General features: G+C 70.4%; 19 protein-coding genes. 7 read left to right on the top strand and 12 right to left on the bottom strand.

Going from position 1 to position 20,402, the window contains the following annotated elements; genetic code table 11:
• Positions 1-21 precede the first annotated feature (21 nt).
• Genes QP939_RS09615 through QP939_RS09590 form a run of 6 tightly spaced genes read left to right on the top strand, consistent with a single transcriptional unit; the run spans position 22 to position 7,347 of the window.
• Positions 22-1,221, top strand: a complete 1,200-nt coding sequence (locus QP939_RS09615; RefSeq protein ID WP_285456276.1) for an HAD-IIIA family hydrolase — start codon at positions 22-24, stop codon at positions 1,219-1,221.
• 4 nt (positions 1,222-1,225) lie between these two features.
• Positions 1,226-2,371: a glycosyltransferase family 4 protein gene (locus tag QP939_RS09610; protein WP_285456275.1), complete on the top strand. Its 1,146-nt coding sequence runs from the start codon at positions 1,226-1,228 to the stop codon at positions 2,369-2,371.
• Positions 2,368-4,176 (top strand): sugar phosphate nucleotidyltransferase, encoded by a 1,809-nt coding sequence (locus QP939_RS09605; RefSeq protein ID WP_285456274.1) that lies wholly within the window; start codon positions 2,368-2,370, stop codon positions 4,174-4,176. Before QP939_RS09610 ends, QP939_RS09605 begins: the two co-directional genes overlap by 4 nt.
• Positions 4,173-5,162 carry a GHMP family kinase ATP-binding protein gene (locus QP939_RS09600; RefSeq protein ID WP_285456273.1) on the top strand — a complete coding sequence of 330 codons (990 nt, stop codon included), beginning with the start codon at positions 4,173-4,175 and terminating at the stop codon, positions 5,160-5,162. The genes QP939_RS09605 and QP939_RS09600 overlap by 4 nt, the downstream gene beginning before the upstream one ends.
• 30 nt (positions 5,163-5,192) lie before the next feature.
• Positions 5,193-5,873: a phosphatase PAP2 family protein gene (locus tag QP939_RS09595; protein ID WP_285456272.1), complete on the top strand. Its 681-nt coding sequence runs from the start codon at positions 5,193-5,195 to the stop codon at positions 5,871-5,873.
• Between the two features lie 10 nt (positions 5,874-5,883).
• The gene (locus QP939_RS09590) at positions 5,884-7,347 is read left to right on the top strand and encodes a right-handed parallel beta-helix repeat-containing protein (protein ID WP_285456271.1); all 1,464 of its coding nucleotides are present in this window, start codon (positions 5,884-5,886) and stop codon (positions 7,345-7,347) included.
• Positions 7,348-7,634: 287 nt separating this feature from the next.
• Here the strand turns inward: QP939_RS09590 and QP939_RS09585 are convergent, their stop codons facing one another.
• The 10 genes from QP939_RS09585 to QP939_RS09540 are packed head-to-tail and all read right to left on the bottom strand — an operon-like array spanning position 7,635 to position 17,811.
• Positions 7,635-8,951 carry a glutamate-1-semialdehyde 2,1-aminomutase gene (locus QP939_RS09585; protein ID WP_285456270.1) on the bottom strand — a complete coding sequence of 439 codons (1,317 nt, stop codon included), beginning with the start codon at positions 8,949-8,951 and terminating at the stop codon, positions 7,635-7,637.
• 8 nt (positions 8,952-8,959) lie between these two features.
• Positions 8,960-9,508, bottom strand: coding sequence for a dTDP-4-dehydrorhamnose 3,5-epimerase family protein (locus QP939_RS09580; protein ID WP_285456269.1), 549 nt, complete (start codon positions 9,506-9,508; stop codon positions 8,960-8,962).
• The gene (locus QP939_RS09575) at positions 9,505-10,695 is read right to left on the bottom strand and encodes a polysaccharide pyruvyl transferase family protein (RefSeq protein WP_285456268.1); all 1,191 of its coding nucleotides are present in this window, start codon (positions 10,693-10,695) and stop codon (positions 9,505-9,507) included. The genes QP939_RS09580 and QP939_RS09575 overlap by 4 nt, the downstream gene beginning before the upstream one ends.
• The gene (locus QP939_RS09570) at positions 10,692-11,549 is read right to left on the bottom strand and encodes a glycosyltransferase family 2 protein (protein ID WP_285456267.1); all 858 of its coding nucleotides are present in this window, start codon (positions 11,547-11,549) and stop codon (positions 10,692-10,694) included. Before QP939_RS09570 ends, QP939_RS09575 begins: the two co-directional genes overlap by 4 nt.
• Positions 11,546-12,835 (bottom strand): MATE family efflux transporter, encoded by a 1,290-nt coding sequence (locus QP939_RS09565; protein ID WP_285456266.1) that lies wholly within the window; start codon positions 12,833-12,835, stop codon positions 11,546-11,548. The genes QP939_RS09570 and QP939_RS09565 overlap by 4 nt, the downstream gene beginning before the upstream one ends.
• Positions 12,836-12,839: 4 nt before the next feature.
• Positions 12,840-14,120: a DUF4910 domain-containing protein gene (locus QP939_RS09560; RefSeq protein ID WP_285456265.1), complete on the bottom strand. Its 1,281-nt coding sequence runs from the start codon at positions 14,118-14,120 to the stop codon at positions 12,840-12,842.
• Positions 14,120-15,139, bottom strand: coding sequence for an NAD-dependent epimerase/dehydratase family protein (locus QP939_RS09555; protein WP_285456264.1), 1,020 nt, complete (start codon positions 15,137-15,139; stop codon positions 14,120-14,122). Before QP939_RS09555 ends, QP939_RS09560 begins: the two co-directional genes overlap by 1 nt.
• A 4-nt stretch (positions 15,140-15,143) precedes the next feature.
• Positions 15,144-15,791: a PIG-L deacetylase family protein gene (locus QP939_RS09550; RefSeq protein ID WP_285456263.1), complete on the bottom strand. Its 648-nt coding sequence runs from the start codon at positions 15,789-15,791 to the stop codon at positions 15,144-15,146.
• The gene (locus QP939_RS09545; RefSeq protein WP_285456262.1) at positions 15,788-16,579 is read right to left on the bottom strand and encodes a sugar phosphate nucleotidyltransferase; all 792 of its coding nucleotides are present in this window, start codon (positions 16,577-16,579) and stop codon (positions 15,788-15,790) included. The genes QP939_RS09550 and QP939_RS09545 overlap by 4 nt, the downstream gene beginning before the upstream one ends.
• Positions 16,576-17,811 carry a class I SAM-dependent methyltransferase gene (locus QP939_RS09540; RefSeq protein ID WP_285456260.1) on the bottom strand — a complete coding sequence of 412 codons (1,236 nt, stop codon included), beginning with the start codon at positions 17,809-17,811 and terminating at the stop codon, positions 16,576-16,578. The genes QP939_RS09545 and QP939_RS09540 overlap by 4 nt, the downstream gene beginning before the upstream one ends.
• A 199-nt stretch (positions 17,812-18,010) precedes the next feature.
• Between QP939_RS09540 and QP939_RS09535 the strand changes: the two genes are divergently transcribed.
• Positions 18,011-18,367, top strand: a complete 357-nt coding sequence (locus tag QP939_RS09535) for a YrdB family protein (RefSeq protein WP_285456259.1) — start codon at positions 18,011-18,013, stop codon at positions 18,365-18,367.
• Positions 18,368-18,405: 38 nt separating this feature from the next.
• On the opposite strand, the gene QP939_RS09530 is transcribed toward QP939_RS09535, so the two are convergent.
• Both QP939_RS09530 and QP939_RS09525 read right to left on the bottom strand, forming a co-directional pair.
• Positions 18,406-19,278: an LLM class F420-dependent oxidoreductase gene (locus QP939_RS09530; RefSeq protein WP_285456258.1), complete on the bottom strand. Its 873-nt coding sequence runs from the start codon at positions 19,276-19,278 to the stop codon at positions 18,406-18,408.
• A 40-nt stretch (positions 19,279-19,318) separates the two neighbouring features.
• Positions 19,319-20,287, bottom strand: a complete 969-nt coding sequence (locus tag QP939_RS09525) for a YncE family protein (RefSeq protein ID WP_285456257.1) — start codon at positions 20,285-20,287, stop codon at positions 19,319-19,321.
• Positions 20,288-20,402: the final 115 nt, after the last annotated feature.

Here is a 20,402-nt window from a genome sequence, read left to right as displayed (position 1 = left end):
AAACGGAAAGGCGGTCGAACCGTGAGCCGACCAGGAGTGCTGCTCGATCGCGACGGCACGATCATCGTCGACACCGGGTACGTCGGCTCAGTCGACCGGGTCGAGTTCATCGACGGCGCGATCGAAGCCATCGCCGCGCTCAACCGCGCCGGGCTGCCCGTGGCCGTGGTGACCAACCAGGCCGGCGTCGCCCGCGGCTACTACGGCATCGAAGACGTCGAGCAGGTCCACAAGCACATGATCACCGAGCTCGCCCGGCACGGCGCGCACGTCGACCTGTGGCTGTTCTGCCCGTACCACACCGACGGGATCATCCCGGCGTTCGCGCGCCCCAGCGCCGACCGCAAGCCGGGCCCCGGCATGGCGCTGGCCGCCGCGCAGGCCCTCGACCTCGACCTGACCGCGTCGTGGGTGGTCGGCGACAGCCCGTCGGACGTCGGGCTCGCCGAAGCCGTCGGCGCCCGCGCCCTGCACGTCGGCCCGCCCAGCTCGGCCGTGCACGGCGTCGACACCTACCCTGACCTCGCGGCCGCCGTCCGCGTCATCCTCGGCAGCGAGGACCTCACCGCACCGCCCGGGCACACCACCGAAGCCGGGGTGCCGAAGTTCCCCTCGGCGCGGTTCCACCGGGCGGACTCCTACGGCGGCGCGTACGTCAACGAGATCACCCGCGCGTTCGGCACGGTCGACCTCGAGCAGATCAGCCGCGCGGCCAAGGTCCTGACCGCGGCCCACGACCGGGACGCGACGATCTTCGCCTGCGGCAACGGCGGCTCGGCCTCGATCGCCAACCACCTCCAGTGCGACCACCTCAAGGGCGTCCGCAACGGGACCGGGCTCACCACGCGGGTGCACAGCCTGTCCACCAACGTCGAGCTGTTCAGCGCCATCGCCAACGACCTCGGGTACGAGCAGGTCTTCGAGTACCAGCTGCAGTCCCAGGCCCGGCCCGGCGACGTCCTCATCGTCATCTCGTCGTCCGGCCGGTCGCCGAACATCGTGCGCGCGCTCGACTGGGCCGCCGCGCACGAGGTGCCGACGATCGCGTTCACCGGCTTCGAAGGCGGCCCGGCCCGCACCAAGGCGACGGTTTCGGTGCACGTCGACTCCGTCAACTACGGCGTGATCGAAGACGTCCACCAAGGCTGCATGCACCTGCTGGCCCAGTACGTCCGACAAGCGAGGATGACCCCCGATGCCGTTGTCACCCAGACGTTCTGACCGCATGCGCGTCGCGATCAACCTGCTGACGGACGACCCGTTCAACCCGTCGGGCGCGCACTGGTTCTGGACGCGGGTCATCCCGGAGATGGCCAAGCGGCTCGACGACGACGAGTCGTTCCACCTGCTGGTGAGCCCGAAGTCGAAGCCGACGCACCAGGGCTACGGCGACCGCGTCGAGTACATCACTTTCCCGTGGTCCAACGAAAAGCGGAACCTGCGGACGCTGTCGGAGCACCTCTTCTCGCCCGTGCGGCTGCCGCTCGGGCGCATCGACGTGCTGAACACGCTGATGGCCCCGATCGTGAAGTCGGCGCCCGGGCTGGTCGCGCACATCAAGACGTTGCACGCCTACACGACGCCCGACGCGATCTCGCGCGGCGCCCGGCTGTACCGGCAGTTCAGCTACCCGCGCACCGTGGAGAAGGCCGACGCCGTCATCCTCAACTCCGACAGCCTCGTCGAAGAAGCCAAGCGCTACCTGGACATCGACCCGGCGAAGATCCGGCTGATCCCGGAGGCCGTGGACCACGACCTGTTCAACCCGGGTGACCGGGACGAGGCGTTCAAGCACGTGGCGGACCGCTACGGCGTGCGCAAGCAGTTCGTGCTGTTCGTGTCTTCGCTGTGGCCGTACAAGAACTGCGAAGGCCTGATCCGCGCGTTCGCCGCGGCGAAGGCCGAACTCGGTGACCGCCAGCTGGTCGTGGTCGGGCCGGGCCGCGACACCGAATACGTCGGCAGCCTCAAGGCACTCGCCGACAGCCTCGGGATCGGGAACGACGTGCTGTGGGTCGGCGGGGTGCCGCTGGCCGAGACCGTGCACTTCTACCGGGCCGCGGACGTCTTCGTGTACCCGTCGCACAACGAGACGTTCGGCCTGCCGATCCTCGAAGCGATGGCCGCGGCCTGCCCGGTGGTGACGTCGAACGTCACCGCCATGCCGGAGACCGCGGGCGGCGCCGCGCTGCTGGCCGACCCGGCCGACGCCGACTCGATCGCCGACGCCATCGTCAAGGCCTGCGGGCCCGAGAACGAGCGCCTGCGCAAGGCCGGCCCCGAGCGGGCGGGCGAGTTCACCTGGGCGGCCACCGCGGAGAAAACCCTGGCCGTCTACCGCGAAGTACACGCACTCCGGAGTGGACGTTGAGAATCCTGGTCACCGGCGGCGCCGGGTTCATCGGCTCGCACACGTGCGACCGGCTCGTCGCGCTCGGGCACGAGGTCACCGTGCTGGACGCGCTCGTCTCGCCGGTCCACCGCGACGGCAAGCCGAACCACCTCACGCCCGGCGTCGACTTCTTCGAGGGCGACGTCCGCGACCGCGACCTCGTGCGCAACCTGCTGCGCCGCACCGACGCCGTCTACCACTTCGCTGCCTACCAGGACTACCTGCCGGACTTCGCGAAGTTCACCGACGTCAACGTGACGTCCACGGCGATGATCTACGAAATCATCGTCGCCGAGCAGCTCGACATCTCGCGCGTGGTCGTCGCCTCATCGCAGGCCGCGATGGGGGAGGGGCTCTACTGGTGTCCCGAGCACGGTGAGCAGACGCCCGGCATGCGCCCGGAGAGCCGCCTGAAGGTCGCCGACTGGGACGTCCGGTGCCCGGAATGCGACGGCGAGCTCACGATGCTGCCGACGCCGGAGCGCGTGTCGAACCCGCAGAACGCGTACGGGATGTCCAAGCACGGCGAGGAAGTCGTCGCGGTGAACCTCGGGCGCCGGTACGGGATCCCGACGGTGGCGTTGCGCTACAGCATCGTCCAGGGCCCGCGGCAGTCGGTGTACAACGCCTACTCCGGCGCCTGCCGGATCTTCAACCTGCACTACCTGCTCGGCAGCGCGCCGACGCTGTACGAAGACGGCCAGGCTATCCGCGACTACGTCAACATCCACGACGTCGTCGACGCGAATGTCCTGGTGCTGACCCACCCGCGCGCGGCGGGCCGCGTGTTCAACGTCGGCGGCGGCGAGGCCTACACCACCCAGCAGTTCTCCGCCGTCGTCCAGCGGCAGTACGGCTCTTCGGAGCCCGGCGTGGTCAGCGGCGAGTACCGCTTCGGCGACACGCGGCACATCCTCTCCGACATCGACGCGCTCAAGGAGGCTCGGCTGGAAGCCGCAGCGCTCGCCCGCCGAGTCCGTCGCCGAGTACGCCGAGTGGCTGCGGGACATGCCGGGCCTCGACGAGATCCTCAGCCAGGCCAACGCGAAGATGCGCTCGCTCGGCGTCGTCCGGAAGGCCGGCGGATGAAGGCGTTCCTGCTCGCCGCCGGGCTCGGCACGCGGCTGCGGCCGCTGACCGACCGGCTGCCGAAGTGCCTCGTGCCGGTCGGCGGCCGTCCGATGCTCGACATCTGGCTCGACGCGCTCGCCGAGGCGGGCGTCGACGAGGTGCTCGTCAACCTGCACCACCTGGCCCCGCTGGTCCGCGAGCACCTGGCGGACCGCCACGGTGGGCCCGTGGTGCACCTGGTCGAAGAGCGCGAGCTGCTGGGCAGCGCGGGCACGCTGGCCGCCAACCGCGAGTTCGTCGAGAACGAGGAGAGCTTCCTCGCCCTCAACGCGGACAACCTCACCGACTTCGACCTCCGGACGCTCATCGACGCGCACGCCGCCGGTGGCGCGGCGGCGACGCTCTCGGTGTTCCACGCGGACGAGCCGTCGCGGTGCGGGATCGTGACGGTCGACGGCGACGGCGTCGTCACCGCCTTCCTCGAGAAGCCCGAAAACCCGCCGAGCGACCTGGCGAACGCCGGGATGTACGCGTTCACCCCGGAAGTGCTCGACCTGATCGGCCCGCCGCCGCGGGACATCGGCTACCACCTGCTGCCCCGGCTGGTCGGCCGGGCGCGGACGGTCTCGATCGGCGACGCGTACTTCCTCGACATCGGCACGCCCGCGGCGCTCGCCAGCGCGCGGGACCACTGGGAGAGGCGAGCAGGATGATCATCACGCGCACCCCGCTGCGGATCGGCCTCGTCGGCGGCGGCACGGACCTGCCGGTGTACTACCGCGAACACGGCGGCCGCGTCCTCAACGCCGCGATCGACAAGTACATCTACGTCGTCGTGAAGCAGCGGTTCGACGACGAGATCTACGTGAACTACTCGAAGAAGGAGATCGTCTCGCGGGTCGAGGACCTCGAGCACGAGCTCGTCCGCGAGGCCATGCACATGACCGGCGTGCGCGGCGGCGTCGAGATCACCACGCTCGCGGACATCCCGTCGGCGGGCTCCGGCCTTGGTTCGTCCTCTTCGGTCACGGTCGGGCTGCTGCACGCGCTGTTCGCCTACCAGGGCCGCCAGGTGACGGCGAAGGAGCTGGCCGACCGGGCGTGCGCGATCGAGATCGACCGCTGCCGCAAGCCCATCGGCAAGCAGGACCAGTACGCGGCGGCCTACGGCGGCCTGTGCGACCTGCGCTTCGGGCCGGGCGACGACACCGAGGTCGAGCGGATCGAGCTGCCGCGCCGCCAGTGGCGTGAGCTGCAGGACGAGCTGATGCTCTTCTACACCGGCATCACCCGCAGCGCGAACACGATCCTCGGCGAGCAGACCGCCAACGTCGGCGACCGCCTGCCCCAGCTCAAACAGCTCGTCGACCTCGCGGGCGAAGCGGCCGACGGGCTGCGCGCGCTGGACGTGAGCGCGCTGGGCACGGCGTTGCGCAAGAGCTGGGACGCCAAGCGCGCGCTGGCGTCCGGGGTGTCGAACGCGCAGATCGACGAGGCCGTGGAAGCGGCGCTCGCGGCCGGGGCGTCCGGGGCCAAGGTGACCGGGGCCGGCGGTGGCGGCTTCCTGCTCGTGACGTGCCCGCTGGAGCACCAGCACGCGGTCCGCGAGCGGCTGTCCGGGATGAAGGAGCTGCCGATCCAGCTCGAACGGCAGGGGTCGCGCGTGATCTTCAACGTGCACCAGGACATTTGGAGCTGACCGGCGGCCGTGCGCCCGTATGATCGAACCGTGACGCGCACGGGTGACGCCCTCCCGGTCGTGCCCCGTGCGGCGCGGGTGCCGCTGTTCGTCCTCGCGGTGGCCGCCGCGGTGACGGCGGTGGTGCTGGGGATCCTGTTCCACGGGCACACCCTCGGCACGCCGCTGGACGAATCGGCCTACTCGGCTTTGAAGGGCAGCATCGAGCCGCCGGTCGCCTACGCCGTGGCGTGGGTGATCGGGTCGGTCGGCGACCCCGGCCCGGCCGCGGTGCTCGTTCTGCTGGTCGCGTTCTTGTTCCGCCGGGCCGGGCAGACCCGGTTCCTGGTCCTGGTCGTCGCGGGCCCGGTCGGCACCGGTGTGCTGACGACGGTGGCGAAGCCGATCGCGGGCCGGTTCATCAACGGCGACAACCTGTCCTACCCCAGCGGGCACACGGCGTTCGTGACGTCGATCGGCGTCGTCCTCGGGCTGTTCCTGGCCGCGCGGTGGCAGCTCGGCCGGTTCGCCGGGACCGCCGTGGTGCTGGCGCCCGCGTTGCTCTTCGCCGTGGCGATGGCGTGGTCGCAGGTTTCCGACCGGGTGCACTACCTCTCCGACACCTTCGGCGGCTTCTGCGTCGCGCTCGCCGTCGTCACCGCCACCGGGGCCATTGTGGACACTGTGCTCGAAAGGGTGAAACCCGGCCGCCGGCCATTTCCGCGGCCGTAGAGTTTTCCGCGTGACGGGGAAAAAGCTGTGGTCGCTGGTGGTGCTCGTGCTCGCCGCCGGGGTCGCCGCGGCGCCGTCCGCGTGGGCGGACACGGCCCGGATCTGCGGCAGTGACGCTCTGCTGGGGCCGTCGACGCCGCCGTCGGGCGCGGTCGTCGTCCCGGCCGGGTCCGCGACGGGCGTCGACTTCGCCGTCCCGGGAGCGACGTACTGGTTCGCGCCCGGCACGCACACGCTGACGCCGGGTGAGTACTCGCAGATCTCCCCGGCCGACGGCACGACGTTCGTCGGCGCGCCCGGCGCGGTCCTCGACGGCAAGCACGACAACCGGTACGCGTTCACCGGCCGCGCGAAGGACGTCACCATCCGGTACCTGACGGTCACCGGCTTCGCCGCCCCGCGTGACGAAGGTGTGGTCAACCACGACTCGGGGAACGGCTGGCTCGTCGAGCACAACACCCTGGCGGGCAACGACGGCGCGGCCCTGATGGCGGGCGCGGAGAACCGGATCACCGGGAACTGCCTGCGCGACAACGGCCAGTACGGCCTCAACGCGTACCAGGCGGGCAACGGCATCCGGGGGCTCGTGGTCGAGGGCAACGAGTTCACCGGCAACAACACGGCCGACTGGGAGACCAAGGTGCCGGGCTGCGGCTGCACGGGAGCGATGAAGTTCTGGGCGGTCGACGGCGCCGACGTGCGCGGCAACTGGGTCCACCACAACCACGGCCCGGGCATCTGGGCCGACACGAACGACAACGACTTCCTCATCGAGGACAACGTCATCGAGGCCAACGACGACGTCGGCATCTTCTACGAGATCTCGTACAACGCGACGATCCGCGGCAACGACCTGCGCGGCAACGGCTGGGTGGCGGGCCGCCGGGCGGTGGAGGCGGGCGACCCGTTCCCGGTGGGGGCGATCTACCTGTCCGAAGCGGGCGGCGAAGGGCGCATCCCGGCCCGGACGGCGAAGCTCGAAGTGACCGGCAACCGGCTGGAGAACAACTGGGACGGCATCGTGGCGTGGGCCAACGCGGACCGCTTCTGCAACTCCCCGGCGTCGACGACGTCCGACTGCACGCGGATCGTGGGTCCGTCGAACACGGCGTCTTGTGCACCGCCGGGGATCTCATCGGAGCCGTTGTACCGCGACTGTCGCTGGTGGACGTCCGAACTGGACATCCACGACAACGAGTTCACGTTCGACCCGGCGGCGGTCGGTGGCTGCCCGGTGCGGCGGTGCGGGCGGATGGGGCTGTTCGCGAACGTCGGCACGGTGCCGGAGTGGTCACCGTACAAAGGGGACGTGATCCAGCGCGACATCGTCCACACGGCGGGGAACCACTGGCACGCCAACCGGTACGCGGGGCCGTGGTGGTTCACGGTGGTCGACATGGCAACGGTGGTCCCGGCCGCGGAGTGGACCGGGCCGACGTACGGTCAGGACGCGGGGAGCACGTTCGCGCCCTGACCGCGGCGGTCGGGCGGGCCTGAAGCGCCCCAAGGCGGCCTTGGTTGCGTCTGACGCACCGAAGGCCGCCTTGGGTGCGTGTGACGCACCGAAGGCCACATTGGGGCGCTTGGGTCGGTCAGGCGAGGCGGCCGGATGACCGGCTTCACTGGTCGCCTGCCGCGCCCGACCGCGGCGGTCGGGTGGACCTCAAGCGCCCCAAGGCGGCCTTGGTTGCGTCTGGCGCACCGAAGGCCGCCTTGGGTGCGTGTGACGCACCGAAGGCCACATTGGGGCGCTTGGGGCGGTCAGGCGAAGCGGCGGAACACCGGCTTCACCGGCCGCCCGCCCATCCACGGTGTCGGATCCCCGGCGTCGAGGGCCTTCCGATACACGACACACGCCTGGGCCACCACGTCGACCGTCTTGTCGATGTCGGCCTCCGTCAGCGCCGCGCTCACCACGAACGATGGCCCCAGTACGCCGCCCGCGATCAGCTCGCGCAGGAACAGCGTGCGGTACTGCTGGGATGGCTCGCCGTGCTCGTCCAGCGTTGCGAACACCAGGTTGCTCGCCCGGCCGCGGACCACCACATGGTCGGCCACGCCGATGTCGGCAGCCACTTCGCGGACGCCGGCCGCCAGGCGGTCGCCGAGTGCGTGCAGGCGGCCGATCACGTCCTCGTCGCGGTAGACGTCCATCACCGCCATCGCCGCGGCCAGCGAATGCGTCTCCGCGCCGTGCGTCGTCGACAGCAGGAACACCCGCTCGCCGTCGCCGTGCAGGCCACCCAGCTCCATCAGCTCGCGCTTGCCCGCGAGCGCCGACACCGCGAAGCCGTTGCCGAGGGCCTTGCCGAACGTCGAGAGGTCCGGCGTGACGCCGTAGAGCCCCTGCGCGCCGTTGGCCGACCAGCGGAACCCCGTGATCATCTCGTCGAAGATCAGCACGACGCCGTGGCGGGTGGCCAGCGAGCGCAGGCCCGCCAGGTACCCCGGCGGCGGCTCCACCGCGGCGGCCGCCTCCAGGATCATGCACGCGATCTCGCCGTCGTGCCGCCGCAGCAGCTCTTCCGCGGCCGTCAGGTCGCCGTACGGGAACGACACCGTCGCTTCGGTCGTCTCGTCCGGGATGCCCGCGTTCATCGGGGTGGTGCCGATGAACCAGTCGTCCGTCGAGAAGAACGCGTGGTCGGCGCACTTGGCGACGAGCTTGCGGCCGGTCGCCGCGCGCGCGAGGCGGACCGCGGCCGTCGTCGCGTCCGAGCCGTTCTTGGTGAACTTCACCATGTCGGCGGTCGGCACGTTCTCCAGGAACCGCTCGGCCGCTTCGGCCTCGATGATCGACGGGCGGATGAAGTTGCTGCCCTTCTCCAGCTCGCCGCGGACCGCGTCCAGGACCCGCGGGTGCGCGTGGCCGAGGCTCACCGCTCTCAGCCCGGAGCCGTACTCGATGTAGTCGTTGCCGTCGACGTCCCAGACGTGGCCGCCGCGGCCGTGGGAGATGACCGGAGCCATCCCGGCGGGATACTGGTCCGAGCCCTTGGCGTAAGTGTGCGCACCACCCGGGATGACCCGGTGCAGCCGCTCGTTCGCCGTCGTGGAGCGGGGCAGGTTCGTTCCCATGTCCTGGCTCACCTCGTTGGTTTCAACGCCTCTCCGAGAGACGGCGCACGTTCGTCTCGGTCACTCACCATTGTGACGGAAATCGGCCAGGAAATGTCCAGTTCGGGGTCTTTGTACGAAATCGTGATGTCCTCGGAAGGATCATGTGCCCGGTCGATGCGGTAGGAAACGTCGGACGGATCCGTGAGCGACTGGAATCCGTGCGCGCAGCCCGCCGGGATGTACACCGAAACCTGCGCTTCCCCGGAAAGTTCGAACGTTTTGACGTTCCGGAACGTCGGCGAACCCGGCCGCAGGTCCACCACGACGTCGAAGATCGCGCCGTGCGAGCACCGCACCAGCTTCGCCTCGCCGTCCCCGCCGCGCAGGTGCATCCCGCGCACGACTCCCTTGCGGGACCGGGAAAGGCTGTCCTGCACGAAGCCGTCCGGGTCGATCCCGACCGACGCGACGACGTCGCGGTCGAAGGTCCGGCTGAAGAACCCGCGCTCGTCGGCGTGCGGCGTCGGTTCGAACAGGTACGCGCCCTCGATCTCGGGCACCGGAATGGCCTTCACGACGCGCCTCCGTCGATGACGAGCTTCGACAGCTCGGTGAACTGGTCGTCGACCCGGGCCGCCATCTCCTCGGCCCGCTTCCGCAGATTTCCGGTCACTTCTTCGCGGTTTTCCTCCAGGGTGCGGAAAAGCGCCACCAGCCGCTCGAAGTCGGGCTCGCGGGCCGACAGGCAGAACTCGCCGACGCCCATCGACGCCATCAGCACGTCGCTTTTGCGCGCGTACCCGAACGAAACCGTCGGTTTCGCGGACTTCAGCGCGCAGAGCACGTTGTGGTAGCGCGTGGCGACGACGGTGTCGACCGCCGCCATCTGGTGCATGAGGTCGCCCAGCGACGTCAGCGGCTCGGCGGTGACGTCGGCGTCCGGCCGGTGGGCGCGGGCGTCCGCGATGACTTCGCCGGGTACGTCGAGGTCGGCGACGTCGCCGATGAACAGCCGGACCGGTCGGCCCTCGTCCACCATCATCCGCACGAAGCGCTTGACCGTGGCGAGGTACTCCGCGTTGATCCGGTCCGCGCGGGCGCGGTCGTCGTTGTTGCCGTGGAACTCCATCAACCCGACGCCGACCGCGCCGGACGACGGCCGCTCCTCCGGCCCGGGCAGGGCGAAGGCGAGGTCCGGGAAGACGTGGTCGCCGCGGACGTCGACGCCCATCCGGCCCAGCGCTTCGCGGGAGTGTTCGTCGCGGAACGACCGGTAGTGCGCCAGCCGGGCCGCGCGGGAGACGACCCACCGGGTCCCGCGCTTCTTGACGTAGTCGGCCCCGACGCTGACGAGCGCGACCTTGGCGCCGGTCAGCCGGGCGGTGATGCCCAGCCAGAGCAGCGAGTACGGAAGTGCCCACGGCCGGATCGGCAGGGTCGCTTCGAGCACGCCCATGCCGGGCACGATGACGACGTCCTGCCGCCGCACCCACCGCCACGTGCGGACCGGATCCAGCAGCTTGCCGAGCACCTTGAGCGCCGCGGCCCGCACGCCGGTGGCGTCGCCGGCGTGCGGCTCGTACCACTGCAGGTGCGTCGCCGGCGCGTGGTAGCGCTCGGTCAGCTGCTCGGGGCCCATCGCGAGGAAGTCGAGCCGGACGTCGGGGTAGCGGCGGCGCACGTAGGCGACCACCGCCTCGAGCGAACCGTCGTTGCCGAGGTTGCCCGAGCCGAGGATGCCGAAGAACCCGATCCGCGTCACGCCAGCAGCCCGATCTTCCGCAGCGGCTTGCCGCCGAGCCACTCGGCCATGACGCCGTAGCAGTCCCGGCGCTCGGTCGCGGTGAGCGGCGCGTTCCGGATCGCGTTGAGGTATCCCGCCGCGAACTCGGCGTAGAGCCGGACCTTCGACTGGCCCGCGCGGCGCGGGTCGAGGTTGGTGCACACCTTCTGCACGGTGCCGAGGTTGTCCCCGCGGCCGGGGTGCTCCCGGCGGAAGAACATCACCTCGGGCACCTGGACGAACGTGCCGTGCAGCGAGAGTTCGCCGACGAGCTTGCGGCCGGCGTTGTGGTAGCTGTCGTGCGGCGCGATGCGGCGGAGCACGGACAGCCGGATCACGCCGTAGTAGTCGTCGCCGCCCTCGCCGAACATCAGGCTGCGGAACCGGCGCGCGGGGTCCGGCGAGTCCGTCTCGAGCCGGTAGTCGTAGTTCTCGAGGATCTCGCCCCGCTCGTCCACGATCGCCATGTAGGAGTGGGCGAGCACGGCTTCGGGGTGCTCGTCGAGCGCCTTGACGCAGGCCGCCAGCAGCCCGGGGGCGAACAGGTCGTCGTGGGCGGCCCACTTGAAGAGCTCGCCGCCCGCCGCGCGGACGAGGAAGTCGTGGTTGGGGGCGGCCCCGATGTTCTTCGGCTGGCGCACGTACCGGATCCGGTCGTCCTTCGCCGCGTACTTCTCGCAGATCTCCCGGGTGCCGTCGGTCGAGGCGTTGTCCGAGATGATCAGCTCGTAGTCGGTGTAGGTCTGCGCGAGCAGGTTGTCCAGGGCCTCGGCGAGGTAGTTCTCGCCGTTGTAGACCGGCAGCCCGATGCTCAGCCGTGGTGCGCTGGTCATGGTGTCCTCGTTTCCTGAGGGGTGCGGGTGTGGGCGCGGACGGCGAGGTGGAGCTGGCTCCACCAGACGAAGGCGGCGGTGAACGTGGCGGTGGCGACGCCCCAGCCCGAGCCGACCGCCCCGCCCAGCGCGGCACCGATCAGCCCGCCCGCGACGTAGAGCGCGGACGCGATCAGCTGGCAGCGCATGCTCCGCCGGGCCGCGCCGAGCGCGCGGAGGCCGGTCGCCGCGCCGCCGATGAAGCTGGCGTTGAACACCGAAAGCGTCGCCGGGATGATCATCGCCTTGGCGGTGTGCCAGACGTCGCCGAGGACGAACTCGCCGAGCCGGTCGTTCAGCACCAGCAGCAGCGCGGTGCCCCACAGCAACGCGGCGAAGGCCTGCGCGCCGCCGAGGTAGAGACCGAACCGCGGCAGCTTGCGCACGTCGCGCTTCACCACCCGCGCGGCCTCCGGCACGGCCACGAACGCGAGTCCCATGAGGACGGCGACGAACGGGCCGAGCAGCAGTTCGCCGCCGCGGACCGTGCCGACGGCGGCGACCCCGGCGATCGCGCCGAGGCCGTACATCCGGATCTGGGAGCCGCTGCTGTTGCTCACGTTCTCGACGAGGTACCGCGTCCCGAGGTCGCGGTGGTCCCGCAGCCACGCCTTGACGCCGATGAGGCTCGGCCGCAGCCGGGTCTGCGCGTAGCCGTAGACGGCGGCCACCGCGGCACCGCCGCCCCACGCCAGCAGGAACGTGACGACGGTGGGGTGCAGCTTCGCCAGCAGCATCGTGGGGATCATCGCGACGCCCCAGACGACGTCGTTCAGGAACGCCTTGCGGGGTTCCCCGGCGGCGAAGAACCCGAACCGCCAGCTGTCCTGCAGCAGCAGCGCGGGCAGGATGACGCCGAGGCCGATGAACGCGGAGCCGAAGGTGCCGCCGGTGGCGATCCCGAACACGACGCTGACGGCACCGGCGAGGAGGCCGACGACGAGCGCGGTCGCCGACGCCCGGGCGACGGCCGGGCGCCAGACGTCGACGTCGACGTGGCTGAACCGGACCATCAGCGGGTCGGTCGCCAGGCCGCGGGAGATGTTGATCAGCACGCCGTAGGTCACCCAGGCCAGGCTGAACAGGCCGAACGCGGTGACGCCCAGCTCGCGGGCGACGAAGACACCGATGGCGAAGTTGGTCAGGCTGGACACCGCCTGGTCGCCGAGGCCCCAGGAGAGCCGTCCGGCCATCGCCTTGAGGCCGGCGTGCTTGCGGCGGACCGCGCGGTGCTGCCCGGTGGTCATCGCGTCACTCCTTGACCAGGCCGGCGTCGCGCAGGGCGCGGGCGGCGACGTCGACGATGTCGAACGGCAGCCCGGCCCGCTCGGCGATGTCCAGCAGCGAGTGCTCGCCGTCGGACAGGTTGAGCACCCACAACATCGCCATCTGGGCCTGCTTGGCGTCGCTGCGGCCGCCGAGCGAGTCGTACAGCCCGCGCTTGCCGAGCTGCGGCTCGCCGTACGGGCTGAGGTTGACGTAGCGGCGGTTGCGGTCCAGGACGCCGAACGCGTCCTTCAGTGCGCCGAGCGTGTCCTCCATCGCCTGCGGGGAAACGAAACCCGGGTTGTCGGCGGAGGTGTGGTACTCGGGGTAGCCCGCGTACGGCGTGCGAGTCAGCGAGCCGACGCCGAGGTTGAAGCCCGGCGAGCAGTACTGGCGCTCGTCATAGCCATACGGCGAGAAGTCGACAACGCGGTGTTCGCGCGCCTTCAGCACGTGCTGCACCACGCGGTCGATCTCGGCGTCACCGCGGCGGGACTTCTTGTACGTCAACGGGCCCGGGTCGCCCGCGCACGCCAGGACCAGGCCGTGCTTGACCTTGCCGATGCGGTCGGAGTTGCGGGCGAGCCAGGTGATCGAGCCGATCGTGCCCGGCATGAACAGGAACCGGTAGGTGTAGTGCGGCTGCGTCTCGGCCAGTTGCTGGGCCAGGGAGATCGCGACCGCGATGCCCGCGAGGTTGTCGTTGGCCAGCGAGGGGTGGCAGACGTGGCAGGAGACGATGACCTCGTCGGTGACCCGGCCCGGCACGACGTGCTCGGCGTACGTCAGCGACCCGTCCGCCAGCGTCGAGTCGATGACGACGTCGTAGTCGCCGTCCGGCAGCGCGTCGAGCTTCTCCTGCGCGAGGCAGAACCCCCAGGCCGGGGCGTAGTAGCTGGTCCGGTAGGGCACCCACGACGGCTGCTCCGGCAGCGTGTGCAGGTGCTCCCGCAGCTCGCTCAGCGGCATCCGCCGCGACACCGGCACGCTGTACCCGACGACGTGCAGGTTCAGCTCCTGGAAGTCGATCACCCGCTCGCCGCCGGGCGTGGCGACGTAGGCGTCGCGGATGTTCCACTCCTGCGGGATGGTCCAGTCGAGCACCTGGGTGCCGGTCGGGACCTCGTGCCGCCGCAGGGAAACGTGCTCGCCGATGACGTCCAGGGTCTGCCGCACGCCGTCGCCGGTGATGCTGCGGCAGATCGGGTACAGCCGCTCGACCAGGGCGTGCAGCTCCGCCCCGGTCCGCAGCGGCGCGGGCGCCACTAACGCCGCCGCAGGGTGTCGTCGACGCGGCCGGCTTCGCCCTCGCTCTTCAGCCACGCCAGCCGGGTGAACAGCTGCTGGAACGACTCCCGCGTCAGCCCGAACTTGCGGTAGGCCTCGATGAGCTCGACGGCACCGTCCTTGACCGACCACTCGCAGGCGAAGCCCGGAACGGCGGTGCGGAAGCGCGAGAAGTCGACGCGGTAGGAGCGCGGGTCCGCGCCCGCCTCGCCGGTGATGTTCAGCGTCGAGCCCGGCACGGCCTCGACGACCTCCTGGGCGATCTCGGCGACGGTGACGTTGTTGTCCTCGGTGCCGATGTTGAACGCCTGGTTGTGCACGGCCTCCTTCGGCGCGGTCAGGGCGGCGGTGAACGCGCGCGCGATGTCCTGGGCGTGCACCAGCGGCCGCCACGGCGTGCCGTCCGACAGCACCAGCACCTCGCCGGACAGGTGCGCGTGCGCGGTCAGGTTGTTCAGCACGATGTCGCCGCGCAACCGGGGCGAGTAGCCGAACGCCGTCGCGTTGCGCATGTAGACCGGGGTGAAGTCGTCGTCGGCCAGCTCGTGGACGTCGGCCTCGACGCGCACCTTCGACTCCGCGTACGGCGTCACCGGCCGCAGCGGGGCGTCCTCGTCGACGAGGTTGTCGCCGCCGGCGCCGTACACCGAGCAGGTCGACGCGTAGATGTACCGCTTCACCCCCGCGTCCTTCGCCAGCTTCGCGAGCTTCACCGACGCGTGGTGGTTGATGTCGTAGGTCAGCTCCGGCGCGAGCGAGCCCAGCGGGTCGTTCGACAGCGCGGCCAGGTGGATCACGGCGTCGAAGCCCTCGACGTGCTTGGCTTCGACGTCACGCAGGTCGACGACGTGCCCGGCCGGGTCGGCCGGGGCGGGGCCGAGCAGGCAGTCCTCGAACAGCCCGGAGTCGAGGCCGACGACCTCGTGGCCGGCGGCGGCGAGCACCGGGGCCATCACCGTCCCCAGGTAGCCCTTGTGCCCCGTCAGCAACACCCGCATCGGATCAGCCCTTCAGGTCGAGAGTGAGTTTCTTGGCGAAGAACGCCTCGGCGTACTTCGTGGCCGCTTCGATCCCGCGGATGCGGGCCAGCCCGAGGAAGGCTTCGCGGTCGTACCAGGGCCGGTGCCGCTGCGACGCGTAGTGCGCCTGCAGCAGCCGGACCTTCTCCTCGGCGACGTCGTCGTCGAGCGGCTGGTAGACCGACGGGCTGCCGAGGTCGCCGTCCCACTTGACGATCTCGTAGCCCAGCGCGAGGTGGTCGCGGAACGCCGTCGGCACCAGCTTGGCGAGGCCGCGGTGGTCCTGGTGGGCGTCGTCGGTGCGCGGCGCCAGGATGAGGTCCGGGTCGGTCCGCCGCCGCAGTTCTTCGAGGGCGTTCTTGGCCTCTTCCCAGTGCGCCGGGAACCGCCCGTCCGGCAGCTTCAGCACGGTGACGTCGAGTTCGGCGCCCGGGCAGAACGCATTGAGGGCTGCCCGCTCCTCGTCCTCGCGCGGGGTGCCGCCGCCGGAGAGGACCAGCACGTCGACCTTCAGCCCCGGCCGGGAACCGCAGAGGGTGAGCAGGGTGCCGCCGGCGCCGATCGCGATGTCGTCGCAGTGCGCGCCGAGGGCGACGACCCCGCCGAGCCGTCCCGGCCGCAGCCCGATCACGCGATGCTCGCCGCGGCGCGCTCCCAGAGCGCCCAGGGCCGGTCGCCGTGGGTGTAGGCGTTGTCGAGCGCCGCGCGTTCCTTGACCGTGTCGGTCGGCTTCCAGAACCCGCGGTACGGGTAGGCCAGCAGGCGGCCGCGCTTGGCCAGCTCCGCACAGCCGTCGGCGACCAGGTCGCCGTTTTCCGGGATGTGGTCGAAGACTTCCTGCCGCAGCACGAAGTAGCCGCCGTTCTCCCACAGCGGCATTTCGCTCACCGCGGTGATCGACCCGACCATGCCGCCTTCGTCCATTTCGACGCAGTGGAACGACGACTGCGGCGGCACGACCATCATCGACGCGCCCGCGTCCGACTTCTCGAAGCGGTCGATCATCTCGGGCAGCGGCACGTCGGAAAGGACGTCGGCGTAGTTCGCGAGGAACATCTCGTCGCCGTCGAGGTGGTCGCGGACCCGGCGGAGGCGTTCCCCGATCGGCGACTCGATCCCGGTCTGCACGAACGTGATCGTCCAGTCCGCGATGTCGGTCGAGAGCAGCTCGGCCTTGCCGTTGCGGAGGACGAAGTCGTTCGAAATCGTTTCTTCGTAGGAGAGGAAGAAGTTCTTGATGTGCGCCGCGCCGTAGCCGAGGCACAGGATGAACTCGGTGTGGCCGAAATGCGCGTAGTAGCGCATGACGTGCCAGATCAACGGTCTCGGTCCGACCATCGCCATCGGCTTCGGGACGTCGTCGGCCGCGCCGTTGCGCATCCGCATCCCGTAGCCACCGCAGAAGAGCACGACCTTCACTGCGTCACCTCGACGATTTCCAGGCGCGGAATCGGGAAGACGAGCTTGCCGCCCCACGCACCCACGTAAGAAAGCTGTTCGGTCAGTTCCTCCCGGAGGTTCCACGGGAGGACGAGCACGTAGTCGGGCCGGTCGGCTTCGATGCGTTCCGGGGGCAGCACCGGGATCCGGGTGCCCGGGGTGAACCGGCCGTGCTTGTAGGGGTTGCGATCGACGGTGTAGCTCAGCAGGTCCGTCCGGATCCCGCAGTGGTTGAGCAGGGTGTTGCCCTTGCCCGGCGCGCCATAGCCGACGACGGTCTTGCCGTCACCCCGCGCCTCGATGAGGAACTTCAGCAGGTCCAGCCGCACGCGGGTGACGCGCTCGGCGAACTCGGTGTACCCGGACAGCTCGTGCAGCCCGGCGGCCTTTTCGCGCTCCAGCACGTCGGTCATCCGCTCGCTGGGCTCGCCCGCGACCTCGTCGGGACGCGCCCACAGCCGGATGGACCCACCGTGCGTCGGAAGGAGTTCGACGTCGACGACGGTCAGGCCGCCGGTGGCGAGGGCCCGGCGCGCGGATTCGACGGTGTAGTACTGGAAGTGCTCGTGGTAGATCGTGTCGTACTGGTTCTTCTCGATCAGCGTGAGCAGGTGCTGGACCTCGATGGAGACCCAGCCGTCGTCCGCGACGAGCGCCCGCAGGCCCTTGGTGAAGCCGAGGACGTCGGGGATGTGCGCGTAGACGTTGTTGGCGGCGACGAGATCGGCGGGGCCGTGCTCCTCGCGCACCTGGTTGCCGGTCTCCTCGGACAGGAAGGCGGTCAGGGTGGGGACGCCGGCGTCGCGCGCGGCCTGCCCGACGTTCACCGAAGGTTCCACGCCGAGACACCGGATGCCGCGGGAGACGACGTGCTTGAGCAGGTAACCGTCGTTGCTGGCGACCTCGACGACGAAGGACTTCTCACCGAGCCCGAGCCGGTCGACGGCGCCGTCGACGAAGCGCTTCGCGTGCTCGACCCAGGAGGTGGAAAAAGACGAGAAGTACGCGTACTCGGTGAAGGTGTCGTCGGGATCGATCAACGGCGGGATCTGGGCCAGCCAGCACTCGGTGCAGACCTTGAGGTGGAGCGGGAAGGTGGCCTCGGGCTCGTCGAGCTGCCCGGCGGTCAGGAACCGCTCACACGGCGGAGTCGCGCCGAGGTCCACGACGCTGGCCGTGTTTGTCGAACCGCAGAGTCGACATGTGGTCATCTACCAGGCTCCTTGGCTCGCCGTCGCGATATGCGTTAGACACGTCGAGCAGGGGCGGATCGCCGTTACAGAGACCCCGGGAGCCCGGGTTGACCGATTCGGAACCGCAACCTGGATCGTGAGATTGTGGCGAAGATCACGCTCGGTGCTCGTCCGGACCCGTAACGTCCACAGTGGACCAGGGCCCTAGGCTGGCCGGATGACTTCGGAGCCGAGACCCGGCGTGGGCGTGCTGCTGACGATCCGCTTCCTCACCGAGCTGGCGTTGCTGGGCGGCCTGGCCCTGGCGGGAACCCAGCTCGGCGCGGGAGTGGCGTTGTCGATCATCGACGCGGTCCTGCTCCCGGTGGCGGCGGCAGCGATCTGGGGGTTGTTCATCGCCCCGCGCGCCCGTCGGCGGCTGCCGGAACCGGGGCGGTTCCTGGTCGAGTTCGCGTTGTTCGCGGGCACCGGGGTGGTGCTGGCGCTGGTGGGCTGGGTCGTGGCCGGAGTGGCACTGGCGGTGATCGGCATCGGCGTCGCGGCCTTGACCAGGCGGTTCGCCAAGGACAGCTGACCGGCGCCAGCCAGGAGGCCGGCACCGGTCAGTGCCGGTCAGAACTTCGCGGCGGCCGGGATGACGTCCGTGCCGAACTTCTCCAGGATCTCCGGCTTGTGGACGTGCGGCACCATGCCCAGCGCGACCTGGATGCCCAGCCCGCTCAACCGCTCCAGCTCACCGAGCAGCTCGCCGGTCTTCTCGCCTTCCGAGCCGATGTCGAGGATGTGGTAGACGGTCTTGGTGATCGAGTCGTAGTCGCGCCCCTCGTTCTCGCAGTGCTGCTTCAGCACGTCGAGCTTGCGCTCCAGCTCCGGCCCGTTGAACAGGTTGCACTGATCGGCGTACTTGGCGACCAGCCGCAGGGTCTTCTTCTCCCCGCCGCCACCGATCAGGATCGGCGGCCGCGGCTTGGACAGGGCCTGGGGCACGTTGAGCAAGCGCGAAGCGTCGAAGTGCTTGCTCTTGAACGGCTCGTCGCCGTCCGCCCACATCTGCAGCACGTACTGGAGGTTCTCCTCCAGCAGCTCGAAGCGCTCGGCGACCGGCGGGAACGGGAAGCCGAGGCCACGGGACTCCTCCTCGTTCCAGCCCGCGCCGATGCCGAGGATCGCGCGGCCGCCCGACAGGACGTCCAGCGTCGTCACCGCCTTGGCCAGCAGGCCCGGGTGGCGGTAGAGCACGCCCGTCACCACCGTCAGGAGCTTCGCGCGCTCGGTGTGCGCCGCGATGAAACCGAGCGTCGTGTACGCCTCGAGCATGTCGTTTTCGACGGGGCCGACCCCGCCGATCTGGAAGAAGTGGTCCATCACCGCGATGGAGCCGAAGCCGGCCTGGTCGCCCGCGCGGACGACGGCGGCCAGGTCCGCGCCCAGCCGGGACGCGCCGTTCGGCCAGGTGAAGTCGGGGATCTGCAGTCCGAGTTCCATACCTTCCGACCGTATACCTGGAGTTACCCCAGCCGCGCCGTCAGAAATCGCGGACGATGGAAACCCTGCCGTGCAGCGGATCCGTGACGAACACCGTGCGGGTGCGCTGGTCGATCGCCACGTCGCCGGGGTTGACGCCCAGCGGCAGGTCGCCCGTCAGCGTCCCGGTCGCGCCGTCGACCCGGCTCAGCCCGTTCTGGCCGCCGTTCGTGTACACCGTGTTCGTGCCCTGGTGCACCGTCAGCGCCGAGGATTCGCTGCGCAGCAACACCGTCTTGCTCTCGGTGCGGGTCGCCGCGTCCACAATGGACATGTGGTGGATGCCGGAGTTCGCGACGTACACCGAGCCGCTCGCGGCGTGCACGGCGACCGCCGTCGGCCGCGCCCCCACCTTCACGCTCGCGACGAACCGGCCGCTGTCGATCGAGAACACCTCGACGGAGTCGGTGCCGGTGCTCGCGCAGTAGGCCAGCTTGCGCCCGGGGTCGACCGCGATGCCGGCGAGGCTCGGCTTCGGACCCGGCACCAGCGACGCCAGCGTGCAGCTGACGCCGTCGAGCACGGCGAGCGTGCCCGTGCCGCCGCTGGCCGCGTACACCCGGTTGGCCTCCTCGTCCACCGCCAGCGCCGAGGCGCCCGCCCCGGCGCCGATCACGCTCACCAGGTCGTGCGTGCGGCCGTCCAGCACCACGACGGTGCCCGCCGGCGGGTTGGCGACGTAGACCCGGTTGGCCTTCCCGTCGACCGCGACGTCACCCGGCTTGCCGCCGACGTCGACCACGGCCACGACGGCCGCGGTGCGCGGGTCCACGACCGAGACCGTGCCGGACTCCGGGTCCGCGACGTACGCGAAGCCGGTGACGGGATTCACCGCGACCCCGGCCGGGGCGCCGCCGACCTCGACCGACCGGACGTCCTCCGCGCGCGCGACCCCGGGCAGGGCCAGTGCCCCGGCACCCGCCGTCACCAGGGCGAACAGGGTCCGTCGGCGTATCGGGCGACCTCGCATCGGCGCCTCCGCTCGTGATCAACTCGCCACCCGAGCGTAACCCGCGCGAGGATCACGTGAAGGAACTTCGCGTCCCCCGATCGCGTTGTTTCCACTGGGTAACCCACCTGGAGAG

This window comes from Amycolatopsis nalaikhensis (genome assembly GCF_030264295.1).
In the GTDB taxonomy this organism is placed as follows: domain Bacteria; phylum Actinomycetota; class Actinomycetes; order Mycobacteriales; family Pseudonocardiaceae; genus Amycolatopsis; species Amycolatopsis nalaikhensis.
The sequence above is the reverse complement of the archived record's forward strand: the minus strand, read 5'-3'. Positions and strand labels throughout refer to the sequence as shown.

Coding starts and splice junctions, on each gene's coding strand:
- QP939_RS09585 (WP_285456270.1), bottom strand. CDS start 8,951: ATGGGAACGAACCTGCCCCGCTCCACGACGGCGAACGAGCGGCTGCAC.
- QP939_RS09610 (WP_285456275.1), top strand. CDS start 1,226: ATGCGCGTCGCGATCAACCTGCTGACGGACGACCCGTTCAACCCGTCG.
- QP939_RS09530 (WP_285456258.1), bottom strand. CDS start 19,278: ATGGAACTCGGACTGCAGATCCCCGACTTCACCTGGCCGAACGGCGCG.
- QP939_RS09540 (WP_285456260.1), bottom strand. CDS start 17,811: ATGACCACATGTCGACTCTGCGGTTCGACAAACACGGCCAGCGTCGTG.
- QP939_RS09525 (WP_285456257.1), bottom strand. CDS start 20,287: ATGCGAGGTCGCCCGATACGCCGACGGACCCTGTTCGCCCTGGTGACG.
- QP939_RS09570 (WP_285456267.1), bottom strand. CDS start 11,549: ATGACCAGCGCACCACGGCTGAGCATCGGGCTGCCGGTCTACAACGGC.
- QP939_RS09600 (WP_285456273.1), top strand. CDS start 4,173: ATGATCATCACGCGCACCCCGCTGCGGATCGGCCTCGTCGGCGGCGGC.
- QP939_RS09565 (WP_285456266.1), bottom strand. CDS start 12,835: ATGACCACCGGGCAGCACCGCGCGGTCCGCCGCAAGCACGCCGGCCTC.
- QP939_RS09535 (WP_285456259.1), top strand. CDS start 18,011: ATGACTTCGGAGCCGAGACCCGGCGTGGGCGTGCTGCTGACGATCCGC.
- QP939_RS09555 (WP_285456264.1), bottom strand. CDS start 15,139: ATGCGGGTGTTGCTGACGGGGCACAAGGGCTACCTGGGGACGGTGATG.